Annotated in this window: 12 protein-coding genes; 11 read left to right on the top strand and 1 reads right to left on the bottom strand. The window is 42.0% G+C overall.

Annotated features, from left to right (window positions below):
* The first annotated feature begins 7 nt into the window (after positions 1–7).
* The gene (locus ACIQYG_RS08610; RefSeq protein ID WP_402837069.1) at positions 8–562 is read left to right on the top strand and encodes an RNA polymerase sigma factor; all 555 of its coding nucleotides are present in this window, start codon (positions 8–10) and stop codon (positions 560–562) included.
* Positions 563–1,285 carry an anti-sigma factor domain-containing protein gene (locus tag ACIQYG_RS08605; protein WP_402837067.1) on the top strand — a complete coding sequence of 241 codons (723 nt, stop codon included), beginning with the start codon at positions 563–565 and terminating at the stop codon, positions 1,283–1,285. It begins immediately after the preceding gene.
* A gap of 526 nt (positions 1,286–1,811) precedes the next feature.
* Here ACIQYG_RS08605 and ACIQYG_RS08600 read toward each other — a convergent pair.
* Positions 1,812–3,185: a sigma-54 interaction domain-containing protein gene (locus ACIQYG_RS08600; RefSeq protein WP_402837065.1), complete on the bottom strand. Its 1,374-nt coding sequence runs from the start codon at positions 3,183–3,185 to the stop codon at positions 1,812–1,814.
* A gap of 291 nt (positions 3,186–3,476) precedes the next feature.
* On the opposite strand from ACIQYG_RS08600, the gene ACIQYG_RS08595 reads away from it, so the two are divergent.
* From ACIQYG_RS08595 to ACIQYG_RS08555, 9 genes are all read left to right on the top strand, one after another.
* Positions 3,477–4,496 (top strand): NAD(P)/FAD-dependent oxidoreductase, encoded by a 1,020-nt coding sequence (locus ACIQYG_RS08595; RefSeq protein WP_402837063.1) that lies wholly within the window; start codon positions 3,477–3,479, stop codon positions 4,494–4,496.
* A gap of 23 nt (positions 4,497–4,519) precedes the next feature.
* Positions 4,520–4,768 (top strand): ferredoxin, encoded by a 249-nt coding sequence (locus ACIQYG_RS08590; protein ID WP_402837061.1) that lies wholly within the window; start codon positions 4,520–4,522, stop codon positions 4,766–4,768.
* An 88-nt stretch (positions 4,769–4,856) separates the two neighbouring features.
* Positions 4,857–5,939: an aromatic ring-hydroxylating oxygenase subunit alpha gene (locus ACIQYG_RS08585; RefSeq protein ID WP_063235396.1), complete on the top strand. Its 1,083-nt coding sequence runs from the start codon at positions 4,857–4,859 to the stop codon at positions 5,937–5,939.
* Positions 5,932–7,383 (top strand): aldehyde dehydrogenase family protein, encoded by a 1,452-nt coding sequence (locus ACIQYG_RS08580; RefSeq protein WP_402837059.1) that lies wholly within the window; start codon positions 5,932–5,934, stop codon positions 7,381–7,383. Before ACIQYG_RS08585 ends, ACIQYG_RS08580 begins: the two co-directional genes overlap by 8 nt.
* A gap of 17 nt (positions 7,384–7,400) precedes the next feature.
* Positions 7,401–8,483: a tartrate dehydrogenase gene (locus ACIQYG_RS08575; protein ID WP_402837057.1), complete on the top strand. Its 1,083-nt coding sequence runs from the start codon at positions 7,401–7,403 to the stop codon at positions 8,481–8,483.
* 222 nt (positions 8,484–8,705) lie between these two features.
* The gene (locus ACIQYG_RS08570; protein WP_402837055.1) at positions 8,706–10,454 is read left to right on the top strand and encodes a CocE/NonD family hydrolase; all 1,749 of its coding nucleotides are present in this window, start codon (positions 8,706–8,708) and stop codon (positions 10,452–10,454) included.
* Between the two features lie 562 nt (positions 10,455–11,016).
* Positions 11,017–11,205 carry a DUF3311 domain-containing protein gene (locus ACIQYG_RS08565; RefSeq protein ID WP_264896419.1) on the top strand — a complete coding sequence of 63 codons (189 nt, stop codon included), beginning with the start codon at positions 11,017–11,019 and terminating at the stop codon, positions 11,203–11,205.
* Positions 11,202–12,686 carry a sodium:solute symporter family protein gene (locus tag ACIQYG_RS08560; protein WP_402837051.1) on the top strand — a complete coding sequence of 495 codons (1,485 nt, stop codon included), beginning with the start codon at positions 11,202–11,204 and terminating at the stop codon, positions 12,684–12,686. Before ACIQYG_RS08565 ends, ACIQYG_RS08560 begins: the two co-directional genes overlap by 4 nt.
* A 215-nt stretch (positions 12,687–12,901) precedes the next feature.
* Entirely contained in the window at positions 12,902–13,597 is a 696-nt protein-coding gene (locus ACIQYG_RS08555) for a YjjG family noncanonical pyrimidine nucleotidase (protein ID WP_402837049.1), read from the top strand.
* Positions 13,598–13,648 lie beyond the last annotated feature (51 nt).

Raw genomic sequence — 13,648 nt, 5'->3', positions numbered from 1 at the left:
GGTGCGATTGAAAGAAAAACATGATAAGGAATTGATGGCATTAGTAATGAAAAAGCATCGTCCTGCTCTGGAAGAACTTTATGACCGGCATATTAAATTAATCTATGGTTTTACTTTTAAGTTCACAAATGGAAATGCTGAAAAAACTAAAGAGATTGTGCAGTTGGTCTTTTTAAAGCTCTGGACCACAAAAAGCAGTTACAATTCCGAAAAGGGGCACTTTGTAAGCTGGCTTTTGACCGTTACACGAAATGTGTGTGTGGATTATGTCCGTAAAGACAGCGTTCATAACCGGAATAACAAACACATGGACATGAGTCATCCTATTGACATAGAAGATCCTAATAATGCTATAGAAAATGGGCTATTATATAGTGAAATTGCCAATGCAAAAAGTAAGTTAAGCAAGCCGCAAAAAAGGCTGATTGATTTACTGTATTGGAAAGGGTATTCGTTAACGGAAATTGCCAAAATTGAAAATGAACCGATTGGTACCATCAAGAGCAGACTTCATCAGTCGCTTAAATTGTTGAAAAAGTATTTGGAAGTAGGTGGTTTGTAAATGAATACAGAGTGCGCTAACCTGCTTTCATTCTTATCGGGTGAACTGGGAGAAAAAGAAAAAAAAGCATTCGCGGAACACTTAATTCAATGCCCTGAATGCACTAGGGAGTATGAACAAATGACGGAAGCCTGGAATTCATTGAAATGGGATTTCGATGAAATGGAACCTTCTTCTTCCTTGAAATCAGAGGTCATGAATTTTGTCTTTGGGACTGATGATGAAGTTCCGGTGAGAAGGGAAAAGAATTGGAGTGGTTTTTTCTTTAAACAGTTTACACCAGTAACTTCAGGCCTTTTGCTGGCCGTTCTGGTTTTGGTATTTGTGCTGTTATATTCCAATATTCAACTAAAAAAAGAACTTGCAGGTTTCAATCTGCCAATGGAGGTTAAAACGTCGCTATCTTTGCAGCCTGCCGATAAGACGGCTGTAAATATGAATACGGACGGTGCTGCATACATTTTGCAGCAAGGTGAAGAAAGACGGTTAATCGTTCAAATTAAGAATTTACCTAGCCTTCAAGAGTCCGAGGTGTATCAGGTGTGGTTGCTGAAAGATGGAAAACGGACAAATGCAGGAACTTTCAAGCCTGATGAAGCAGGTGCAGGATCATTGACATACAAACTGTCCATAGATGATAAATTCAATCAAATTGGCATCACAAGGGAACCGGATTCAAATAGTACAAAGCCGAGAGGTGAAAAAATAGTAGGATCTTCATAAAAATAAGAGACTTGCCCGCGAAGGGGAAGTCTCAGACTGTAGACAAACTCGATGAAAATCGAGTTTGTCTACAGTTTTTTTGGGCTTGTACAAATTTTGACGTTGATTTCCACTTCAGGCACTCGCTTTCCGCGGGCGGTCCGGGAGCCTCCTCGGCGCACTTGCGCCTGTGGGGTCTCCCTTGGACTCGCTATTCCCGCAGGAGTCTCGCACCTTCCGTTTCAATCAACTATGTTTAAAATTTCAGATAGAACTCCTTTTTGCCTACAGTCTTTTTTGTTTTAAAATAGAACTATTAAAACTTGAGGTGATGAGGATGCTTTCGAAACATAATCAGCGAGATCAACTGAAACTTGCCCGCAAAGGGGAAGTCTCTTATTTTTGTTCGTACCTGGACAACGGATAAGGAAGAAGAAGTCGGGATTTACAATGGAAGCCCATATGAAATGGATACTATCATCACTAGCAACAACCAGCATGTTTTGGTTGGATGCAAATGGACAAACATTGTCATTTTCATGGTACTTTATTTATTCATTAAGTCCTCACAGTATTCCCGGATCAATGCCGAGGCTTTCGTTTGGCTGATAGAGAGGTCCTTTGCGACTTTCCTTGATGATTTATATGTTTGGTAAGATTTCCTGATCAATATCCTTTTCGTTTCATCAAGTGCTTTATCGAGAGAAGTGGGGAGATCAATCTGTGTGACCTGTTCAACGTTCTCGGTAATCATTTCAGGCAAGTCGGACATTAGGATTACGGAGTCACTTATTAAGACCAACCTTTCAATCAAGTTTTCGAGCTGGCGTACATTGCCGGGCCATGAATAATGAATTAATAGGTTCAAGCATTCTTCCGAAATGACTTTATTTTCATGATACCTTTCATTGAACTTATTTAAGAAATTGTACGTAAGGGGAATGATGTCTTCTTTACGTTCCCGCAATGGAGGCAATTGAATATCAATCACATTCAAACGGTAAAATAAATCCTCCCGGAATCTTTTATCATTGACCATTTCTATCAAGTTCTGGTTTGTTGCAGCGACGATGCGGATGTCGACCTTTTTCATTTCGCTGCCGCCGACGGGAATGAATTGCTTGTCCTGGATTACTTGGAGAAGCTTTGCCTGCAGAGCGAGCGATATTTCCCCAATTTCATCAAGAAAGACAGTGCCGCCGTCAGCGGATTCAATCAATCCGCGTTTTCCAGTTTTATTTGCACCGGTAAATGCACCTTTTGAATAGCCGAATAGTTCGGATTCGAGCAGTTCTTCGGGAATGGCTGCACAGTTGATCGTCAGGAAAGGTTTGCTTTTCCGCTTACTGATCCGGTGGATGAAATGGGCAAGCACTCCTTTACCCGTTCCAGATTCCCCCTGGATTAAGATCGTGGAATCCGTAGGCGCCACCTTTTCACAAAAAGTGAGGATGCGGTTGATTTTACCGCTGTTAGTAATGAATCTCCCCGTTTCATCTTCATCATGAGTCATTTTTGACTCACTGCTTGCTTCATTCGCCTTTAACATTTTATACGTTTGTGTTTCTGTGGATGTAGTGACGACCAGTTCAATTTCCCCCGCATCATTTAAAATTGGAATCGCCGATGTCATCAATTCAGCCCCAATATATGTTTGTTGTTTCATGTAGCAAGGCTTTTTTCTTTTAAATACTTCAGGCACTATGGAGGGCGTCCAGTATCCTTTTTCAAATAAGTCCACATTATTTTTGCCGATGACATCAGTAGGTTTCAGCCCATAATGGCGCTCACATGCCTTGTTGACGTAAAGAATCCGCTTTTCACCGTCAAGGACGAAAATCTCATCTGAGGAATGATCAAGAATCTTTAATAGAGTTTGGAGTGTCATCTCGACACTTTCAGTTGAATCCGTACTTTTCATAAGGTAATCCTCTCTTTTCAAAAGGGAATGAGTGAATTCTGATTAACGTTTCATCAAATTTGAGTTAATTATAACTCAATATGACAGCGTTTTCAAAATGAATTCTTAATATTTAGTATATTAAAGGCGGTTTCCGTGGTTGGCACGCATATTGCAATATATAAAATTATCAATTGGTGAAATTGATTAGCTAGGTTTGCATGTCAGTAATTATTGCATGAATTTACATGTAAGCAAAGTGATTCTAGTAAATGGAATCTTATTAAGGAAGACATCAAGGGGGGAATGAGTTTGGAAGAAAAGTATGAAGTCTCTGACATCACTATTATCGGGGGAGGACCGGTTGGTTTGTTCACCGCTTTTTATGCGGGGATGCGCCAAGCTTCAGTGAAAATCATTGAAAGCCTCCCTCAATTGGGAGGGCAGCTGTCTGCTTTGTACCCTGAAAAATATATTTATGATATTGCGGGTTTCCCGAAAATTCAGGCTCAAGATCTCATCAATCGATTACTGGAACAAATGGGTCAATTCAAAACGGATATTTGTCTAAATCAATCTGTAGAGACCATTGTCCGTACTTCGGATGAGATATTTGCCATTACGACATCCGAAGAAACACATTATTCGAAAGCGATAATCATCACTGCTGGAAACGGGGCATTTCAGCCTCGGAAATTAAAAATCGAAGGCGAAGAAAGATTTGAAAATGCCAACCTTCATTATTTCGTCCAGAATATGAGTCAATTCGCTGATAAGAAAGTGGTTGTATTCGGTGGCGGTGATTCGGCAGTCGACTGGTCGCTAATGCTTGAACCGATAGCTGAAAAAGTGACACTTATTCACCGAAGGGATAAATTTCGTGCCCATGAACACAGTGTAGAGCGTTTGAAACAATCCAATGTGGAGGTCTTGACTCCTTATCTCCCTGCCGAACTGATTGGAGAAGAAAGTATAGAAAAAGTGATTGTGACGGATGCGAAGAGTGGAAAACCGCTTGAACTGGAAGTCGATGACGTACTTGTGAATTATGGATTCGTATCATCAATAGGGCCAATCAAGGATTGGGGACTTGAAATTGAAAACAATTCCATCGTTGTCAATTCTAAAATGGAAACGAATATCAAAGGCATATACGCCGCAGGGGATATTTGCACGTACGAAGGGAAGGTGAAGCTGATTGCTAGCGGGTTCGGTGAAGCGCCTACAGCAGTGAGTAATGCAAAAGTTCATATCGACCCGAGTGCGAAAGTTCAGCCGCTCCACAGCACGAGCACAATGGGAGGAAAAGAGAAAAGCACATCGTCCGTTTAATTATATGAAAGGAGGGGGACCACATGGCTACATACACAATAGTTGATCAGGAGACATGTATCGCTTGCGGGGCATGTGGAGCGACTGCACCGGAAATTTTCGATTATAACGATGAAGGAATAGCTTTTTCAATCCTGGATGCGAACACAGGAATAACTGAAGTATCCGAAGATCTGGAGGAGGACCTGGAAGATGCTTTTGATGGTTGTCCGACAGATTCAATTAAGTTGGCGGCAGAACCTTTTGCCAATATACCAGTGACAGCCGGTTGAAGCGGAAGGTCGGTTTAATTAAAAGATATCAATCTTTATATCCAGTAGGGCAGGAATGCTTGTAATCATTTTTTAGGGGGAAATAATGATGGCTTATAACAAGGTGGAAAATGTTACGAATCGTACATTTGAAAGAACATTGACATATGACAAATACACGGATCCGAAAGTTCTCGAAAAGGAAATCGATCTAGTATTCTCTAAATCTTGGCAGCTTGTGGGTCATGTCAGCCAATTGGAAAAAGTGGGATCATTCTTTACGACAGAGGTAGCCAATGAGCCGATCATAGTGAACCGCGGCCAGGATGAGGTGATCCGCGCTTTTTATAACGTTTGTCCGCATCGTGCTACTAAGCTTGAAAAAAGTGAATCAGGCAAGAAGAAAATCTTACAATGCAGTTATCATGGTTGGACGTTCAAATTGGATGGGAAATTGAACAAAGCGCCAAATTTCAAAGGAGAAGATGAAGCATGTGTTCAAGATGCCTGTTTACGCTCAGTACGCATGGAAATCTTGGAATCTCTAATTTTTGTAAACTTGGATGATAATGCGAAACCGCTTAGCGAATCTTACGGCGATTTCTTTGACCGTTTAAGTAAATACCCGTTTTTAAGTGAGTTAAAAAGAACAAGTCAAAAAACGAGGGTGATCAAGGCAAACTGGAAAGCGTTCATAGATAACTATTTAGAATGTGATCATTGCCATGTAGCACATCCAAGCTTTGTTGCAGCACTTGATATGGATGATTATCAAATCATTACTTGCGATAACTATTCACTGCAAGGTTCGATCGTTAAACCGGATAAAAATTACGGAACGGTCGATTTAAATCAGGCGGAAATGCAAGGTGGATCCTTTTTCTGGCTGTGGCCTAACTTGATGTTGACCATTTATCCAGGTCCTGGAAATATGGCGACCATTCAAATGGTTCCGATTGATCACGAAACGACTTTGGCTGTTTACACATATTATTTCCGCGATGAGAATTTGACTCAGGAAGAGAAAGATCTTGTTACGTTTGCCGAACAAGTCCGACAGGAAGATGTGGAACTAGTAGAGCTGGAACAAATAGGTTTCCGCTCCCGTGCTTTTAACAAAGGCAGATATTCCTCTTCGGAAAAAGCAATTGTTCAATTTCATGAAATGGTATTGGAGGCCCTAAATGAGTAAATTAGCGAATCAATTAAAATCAATGAAACAATATCTAATGATCAATGGTGAAAAAGTGGAAACGGAAAGTTATGCTCCGCTATATTCCCCTTACTCCGGGGAAGAAATCGCCAAAATTGCCATGGCGGATAAAGAGCTGACGGAAAAGGCGATTGCAGCCGCATACAATGCACGTGAAGTCATGGCAAAAATGCCAGCTTATCAAAGGGCGGAAATATTGGAGAAGGCTGTCGCGCTATTAATGGAGAATGCTGAAGAAGCGGCAGAAATCATATCCCGTGAATCAGCCAAACCGATCATGTTCGCAAAAGCGGAAGTTGGAAGGACCATCGAAACGTATAAGTTCTCGGCTGAAGAAGCTAAACGGATTCATGGTGAAACGATTCCTTTTGATGCAGCCATAGGCGGGGTTGGCCGAATCGGATACACGTTAAGAGAGCCGATCGGGGTCATTGGAGCCATCACCCCGTTTAACTTCCCGATGAACTTAGTGGCGCATAAAGTCGGACCGGCAATAGCTGCGGGGAACACCATTGTGTTGAAGCCAGCTTCGCAAACTCCGCTCTCGGCACTTTTCATCGCAGAAATTTTTGAAAAGGCGGGTCTGCCGGCTGGCGTATTAAATGTAGTGACGGGTCCGGGCAGCACGGTCGGGGAAGCGATTGTAGAAAACGATCGGGTAAGCATGATCACATTCACAGGCAGCCCAAGTGTTGGAATCGGGATCCGCAACAAAGCGGGGCTGAAAAAGACCACACTTGAACTTGGCTCGAACTCGGCTTTAATCATTGATAAAGATATAGATATCGATAAAATTATCGATCGTTGCATCATGGGTGCCTTCTCCAATCAAGGGCAAGTATGTATTTCATTGCAACGTGTATATGCACATGAAGAAGTGTATGAAGAGTTTGTCGAAAAATTCACTTCAGCGGCCAAAAAACTTATAATTGGCAATCCATTAGACCCGAATACGTATATTTCCTCCCTAATCTCCAAAGGGGAAGCGGCCCGTGTATTGGGCTGGATTGAGGAAACTAAAGGCAGTAAGGCAACGATTGCTGCAGGGGGGAAATTGCAGGGTGACATTCTTGAACCTACAATCATTACAGAAGCGGATCATACGCTAAAAGTTTCTTGCCAGGAAGCATTTGCTCCGGTTGTCATTGTCAATAAAGTGGGTTCAGTGAGGGAAGCGATCGATCAAGTGAATGATTCCCGCTTTGGTTTGCAGGCCGGTATATACACGAACAATGTGAAAAACGCATTGTATGCTTCACGGGAATTGCATGTAGGCGGTGTGATCATCAATGATGTGCCTACCTATCGTGTCGATCAAATGCCATATGGCGGAGTAAAAGAAAGCGGGACTGGCCGTGAAGGCATTAAATACGCTGTGGAAGAAATGACCGAAATGAAATTGATCGTTTGGAATCAAGACTGAAATCGAGGAGAGCATTTATGAAACAATTCAAAATTGCGGTCATCGCAGGAGATGGCATTGGCCCTGAAGTGATTAATGAAGGAATAAAGGTATTAAAAAAAGTGGCTGAACTGGATTCAGGTTTTCAATTGGATTTCACATACTTCCCATGGGGCTGCGAATTTTATGCCGAAAATGGTAGAATGATGGATGATGATGGAATCGATAAGCTAAAAGCTTTTGACGCAATTTATTTAGGTGCGGTCGGGTTTCCGGGCGTTCCAGACCATATTTCACTATGGGAGCTATTATTGAAAATCCGTAAAAGCTTTGATCAGTATGTCAATATCCGGCCCGTGACATTGTTAAAAGGGGCTCACTTGCCTCTCGTTGATGTGAAACGTGAAGATATTGATATGCTGTTCATCCGCGAAAACAGTGAAGGTGAATATTCAGGCGCAGGAGACTGGCTGTTTAAAGGGCAGGAACATGAAGTTGTTCTGCAAAACGGTGTGTTTTCCCGTAAAGGGACGGAAAGGATCATCCGTTTTGCTTTTGAAACCGCGAAAAAAGAAGGCAGATCGCTCACGAGCATTTCTAAAGCAAATGCCCTGAATTATTCGATGGTTTTCTGGGATCAAGTATTCGAAGAGGTCAGAAGGGAATATCCTGAAGTCGAAACTGCTTCATATCTAGTCGATGCAGCGGCAATGCTGATGATCAAAGACCCGAAGCGCTTTGAAGTCGTTGTCACTTCGAACCTGTTCGGTGATATTTTAACAGACTTGGGGGCTGCGCTTGCTGGAGGAATCGGCCTGGCTGCCGGTGCCAATATTAATCCTGAAAGGGAATTTCCATCGATGTTCGAACCAATTCACGGCTCAGCTCCTGACATTGCCGGCAAAGGCATTGGAAACCCGCTTGCCTCCATTTGGTCAGCAAGCCAGATGCTCGACTTTTTTGGCTATGAATCACATGGTAAGATTGTTCTTGATGCGATTGAGCAACTGTTGCTGGAAGCCCGGGTGCTCACGCCCGATATGCAGGGCACGGCATCCACTTCCGAAGTGGGGGACAGGGTAACGGAAATCATCGAGTCAATCATTTTATCCAAGGTCTGATTTGAATTGATGGGGATCGTTCAATATTTATTGAATGGTGATCCGAATATAATGATGCTGCCAAGTGTTAAGCCAATCGTTTATACAAAATTAAGAGGCCAAGGCTTGGAAAGAAAAGCCCTTGGTCTCTTAATATTTACGAACAAGGAACACGGAGTGGTAATCATTAATACACAGTCAAAAGTACTCAAATCAATGGTATAGCTAAGAGGAGCGGTCTTGATGAAAAAAGTTGAAATGATTGTCGAAAAAAATGTCCCATGCACCATGAGGGATGGCACCGTACTTTATGCGGATGTATACAGACCTAATTTGACTGGGCAGTTTCCGGTTTTATTGACCAGGCTTCCATACAGTAAGGACTTACCGTATTACTCCCATCGTTATTTGGACACCAATCGTCTTGTTGAAAATGGATTCGTTGTCATCATTCAGGATGTGAGAGGACGCTTTCAGTCCGAAGGGGAATTCAAGCCATTCAGCCAGGAAGCGGATGACGGATACGACACAGTGGAATGGGCGGCTTCACTCTCGTATTCCACAGGGAAAGTGGGCATGTTTGGCCTATCCTATTATGGATACACGCAGCTGCTTGCAGCGGAAAAAAAACCTCCACACTTAATCGCCATTTTTCCGGCAATGACGCTGAATGACCAAAGAAATGGAACGGTTTATCGTAATGGAGCTTTTGCTCTAGGACTTTTTGAAACGTGGACATTGGAATCGATTGTACCCGATTTGCTGAAGCGGAAGTATGAAGAAAATAAGGAAAGAACTTCGGCTTTTCGTAAGCTTGCTGACTCCCTCAACAATATTGAGGAATTATATGCATATGCACCTATTAATGATTGGCCGCCATTAAAGGTTCTGGACGAAGGTAATTTTTTCTTAGAACATTTGAATCACCCAATCGAAGACGAAATTTATTGGCAGAATTCAAGTATTACTGGGAAATTTGATAGGATACAGCTTCCTGCTTTTCATTTGGGCGGTTGGTATGATTGTTTTATCGGCCCTACCCTGGAAAATTACGTGGAAATGAACAAAGTGAATGGCCAACTAAGCAATATTCAAAAACTGATTGTTGGACCATGGAGCCATGGTCTTTTTTCCTCGATCCAGGGTGAACGCTTCTTTGGAGTGCACGCGTCTGGGGATTGGATTAACCTTGATGAAGATATTACCGCCCTTCATATTCGCTGGTTTAATCACTGGCTGAAAGGTATCGATAATGGTATTGAGAAGGAACCGCCGGTGAAAATATTTGTAATGGGGATTAATGTATGGCGTGATGAAAATGAATGGCCGCTTGAACGTACTGAATATACGAGTTATTATTTGCACAGTAAGGGAAAAGCGAATACGAAAACAGGTGATGGGCGCTTAAGCAGAGAGGAGCAGGAGGGAGAAAAGACGGATTCATATATATATGATCCCCTAAACCCTGTACCGACAAAAGGTGGAGCTACACTTTTTTCCGGCCCACTTACAATGGGTCCATATGATCAAAGCGAAATCGAAAAGCGGGACGACGTGCTCGTTTATACTTCAGAGCCATTGAAAGAAGCGCTTGAAGTAACAGGTCCGGTTAAAGTGAAGTTGTTTGCATCAACTGATGCAGCGGACACTGATTTTACTGCAAAGCTTGTGGATGAATCACCCGATGGTAAAGCGATTATTTTAACCGAGGGAATCGTCAATGCAAAATACCGGAATGGCCATCGAGCTGAAAAAGAATTGAATGGGGAAATCGTTGAATACGAAATTAACTTGTGGGCTACAAGCAATGTCTTTCTTCCGGGTCATCGGATCTTGCTTGAAATTTCATCAAGCAGTTTTCCACAGTATGCCCCCAATCCGAATACAGGGAAATCTATGATCGAAAGCAGTGAAACAAAAAGGGCCAGACAAACGATTTATCATAGCAAGGAATTTCCTTCTAGCATTCTATTGCCAATCATCCCCAAGTGAAAAATGCTTATAAAAGCAGGGAGGAGAGACTTCCTTATGTTTGGTTTTCAACATTGTCACCTGTTTTATGAGTTAAAAACAGTTCAGTTGAGGTGATTAAAACTCAAGAAACAGATGCTCAATAATAAAAAAACAAATTGTTAGGTTTAATAAAAGCCTTAGAATTCTAAAATCACTAGTATTAATAGGGTTAAAGGGTGAATCGTTATGAATAAAAGCAATTGGCATAACTCTTGCAAATAATAATATGAAGGGGGGGAAAGTTCATCCATTATAATAGATTCCAGGGTTAAGGGATGACCGAAAATGTTAGGCGGAATTTTGCCTCTTATGTTATTGTAAGCCAAAGAAAAGGTGATTACACTGGAATCTATCTGCAACCTTAATTAGAGAGAAATTGGTAATAGTAGTTTGAAAATTGGCATTATTATTTCTTTTTTGAGGTTAGTAGTGAAGCTACTGCCAGTGTGAAGGTGGTTAAGAACAAGATTTGCATGACCCATTTTTTAAGCGCTTTCACAGGCCGTTTCATTAACAGATTTATTAAGAGGGGGACTTCAATTTGAAGAAAATCATTGTGCTGCTCAGCGTCATACCCGCAATTGGCTCATTATCTGTGGTTAACCGTGTGGAGCCATATATATTCGGGTTGCCTTTCATCATCTTTTGGGCCACAGCATGGCTTATTTTGACATCCATCTGTCTTTATATTAGCAGTGTGATCTGTGATAGACAGGAGGAGAATAAATGAACAGTTCCATATTAATCATCACCATGACTCTTGCTTTGGCTTTTTACTTAGGTATCCGCGCAAAAAAGGGGCGCGAAATGAAGCTTGACCAGTGGGCGGTCGGGGGGAGGAACTTCGGTTCTTTAATCATGTTCGTTCTGATGGCAGGAGAGATGTTTTCGACTTTTGTGTTTCTAGGAGCCAGCGGAGCGGCATACCGTATGGGCGGTCCCACTATCTATATATTTTGCGCTCTTACTTACATCGTTCCTTTCTGGATTTTACCCCCAATTTGGCGCTATGCGAAAAAACATAATGTGCTGACGCAATCTGACTTTTTTACAAAAAAGTATAATAGTAAGTCATTGGGACTTCTGGTTGCTGTTATAGGAGTCCTATCAATGATTCCTTATATCGTATTACAATTAAAAGGCTTTCAGATCATTGTTTCCGAAGCATCATATGGATTGATTCCCCCAACGGTTGCTGTTTGGATCGGAATGCTCTGCGTAACTGTTTTTGTATATGTGTCAGGAATTCACGGTTCGGCGTGGACGGCAGTATTGAAAGATATCCTCATTCTTGTCGTAATCGTGTTTTTGGGCATATATTTGCCCATACATTACTTCGGCGGAGTACAACCGATGTTCGAAACCCTAGAAGCAACAAAACCGGGATTCTTATTGCTTCCTGATGAAGGGCTGAGCATCTCTTGGTATATTTCCCTTTGCCTGACCATCGCATTGGGCCAATATATGTGGCCGCATTGCTTTGGAGCGAGTTTATCTTCCCAAAATGAATCAGCTCTGAGGAAAAACTCTGCCATTTTACCTCTGTATCAAATCATTCTGGTTTTCATTCTTTTTATCGGTTTTACGGCGGTTTTACAGATACCGAATTTACAAGGCGGCGATACGGACCTTGCCTTATTTAAAATCGCGAAAGATGCTTTCCCTCCTTGGATTGTTGGCGTTGTAGGAGCAGCGGGAATGCTTGCAGCCCTCGTACCGTGTTCGATGTTAATTTTGACGGCAGCCACGATTTTATCAAAGAATATTTACAAAGCGGTTAAGCCTGACACATCGAATGAACAGCTTGCCAAACTGACCCGTATATTCGTTCCTATCGTGTCACTAGTCTCCTTGATCTTTACATTCTATGGTGGCAATACGATGATTGCGTTACTGACCATGGCTTACAGTTTTGTCCTGCAACTTTTCCCTCCATTAGTATTCAGCTTGCTTAAGAGAAATCCGGTAAGTAAAGCGGGGGCCTCTGCAGGGATGATTTTAGGGGTGGTGTTGGTAGCTTACTTTACGCTGGCGGAGGCAACAATGGCCACTTTATTACCAAAGGCACCACATTTCATTCAGGATATTGATATAGGAATCGTCGCCATTACCTTTAACCTTATCGTCATGCTGGCTGTCAGTGCTTTCACAAGAAAAGACCAACAAACGATTCAGGAAGAAGAACCGGTTAAGCGAATAATCACTTCTTGATAAAAGGAAGCATTTTATAGTGAAAAAGTCTTATTCGCCTTATCTTCCATGACTATCGATAAAGAACTGGGAGCATTATCTATAAAGAACCAAACAAAAAGGATAGCCTTTGAAGCTATCCTTTTTGTAGTTTTCCAAGCTTGCAGTATTATATTTTCCATACGTAATTAAAGGAAATGTGTTAATGTTGGACTAAAATGATTATGGGGGTAGCGATGAAATACGAGATTATCTTATTTGATGTGGATGATACATTGCTAGACTTTGGAATATCGGAAAAAAAAGCACTGCATGAAGCCTTTTTAGAGTTCGGTTTACCCACAGGGGTGGAGGATTATGCGGGAAGCTACCAAGAAATCAGTAAGGTATTATGGAGGGATTTGGAACTGGGGCTTATAGATTTAACAAATCTGGGTGTGGAAAGGTTCAAGCAGTTGTTCCTGAAGCACGGGCTTGATATCGATGCGGATGCGTTCAGCCGTGCGTACCTAGGACATTTGGGAAAGGAGATACATCTTCTGCCCGGGGCTTTAGAGGTTTGCGAGAAGCTTGGGGGATGCCGGCTTGCTATCATAACAAATGGCTTCTCGGCAGTGCAGAAAGCAAGAATCGGCGGGTCAGCCCTTTGCAATACCTTTGAGACTTTGATAATTTCCCAAGAGGCTGGGTTTCAGAAGCCTGATAGAGGGATTTTTGATTATGCATTTTCCAAGTTGAAGATCACAGATAGATCGAAAGCTTTAATAGTGGGTGACTCCTTGACATCAGATATACAGGGCGGCTTGAATTATGGTATGGATACATGTTGGTACAATCCACATCAAAAGGATAATTATCTTGGAATCAAGCCCACCTATGAAATCCGGTCGCTCACTGATCTTTTGGAGATTGTAGGAAGTAAACAAGTATAGAGAGGTATATGCATTCTAAAAAAACAGAGGCCGCTTGTCCGAGTGATAGGA

This window comes from Peribacillus sp. NPDC096622, assembly GCF_044762665.1.
GTDB lineage: Bacteria > Bacillota > Bacilli > Bacillales > DSM-1321 > Peribacillus > Peribacillus frigoritolerans_B.
Note: the sequence above shows the minus strand (reverse complement) of the source record. Positions and strands in the feature narration are given on the sequence as shown.

Excerpts from the sequence above, each read along its gene's own strand:
- ACIQYG_RS08605 (WP_402837067.1), top strand. The coding sequence starts at position 563 with ATGAATACAGAGTGCGCTAACCTGCTTTCATTCTTATCGGGTGAACTG.
- ACIQYG_RS08600 (WP_402837065.1), bottom strand. The coding sequence starts at position 3,185 with ATGAAAAGTACGGATTCAACTGAAAGTGTCGAGATGACACTCCAAACT.
- ACIQYG_RS08590 (WP_402837061.1), top strand. The coding sequence starts at position 4,520 with ATGGCTACATACACAATAGTTGATCAGGAGACATGTATCGCTTGCGGG.
- ACIQYG_RS08585 (WP_063235396.1), top strand. The coding sequence starts at position 4,857 with ATGGCTTATAACAAGGTGGAAAATGTTACGAATCGTACATTTGAAAGA.
- ACIQYG_RS08580 (WP_402837059.1), top strand. The coding sequence starts at position 5,932 with ATGAGTAAATTAGCGAATCAATTAAAATCAATGAAACAATATCTAATG.
- ACIQYG_RS08575 (WP_402837057.1), top strand. The coding sequence starts at position 7,401 with ATGAAACAATTCAAAATTGCGGTCATCGCAGGAGATGGCATTGGCCCT.
- ACIQYG_RS08570 (WP_402837055.1), top strand. The coding sequence starts at position 8,706 with ATGAAAAAAGTTGAAATGATTGTCGAAAAAAATGTCCCATGCACCATG.
- ACIQYG_RS08560 (WP_402837051.1), top strand. The coding sequence starts at position 11,202 with ATGAACAGTTCCATATTAATCATCACCATGACTCTTGCTTTGGCTTTT.
- ACIQYG_RS08555 (WP_402837049.1), top strand. The coding sequence starts at position 12,902 with ATGAAATACGAGATTATCTTATTTGATGTGGATGATACATTGCTAGAC.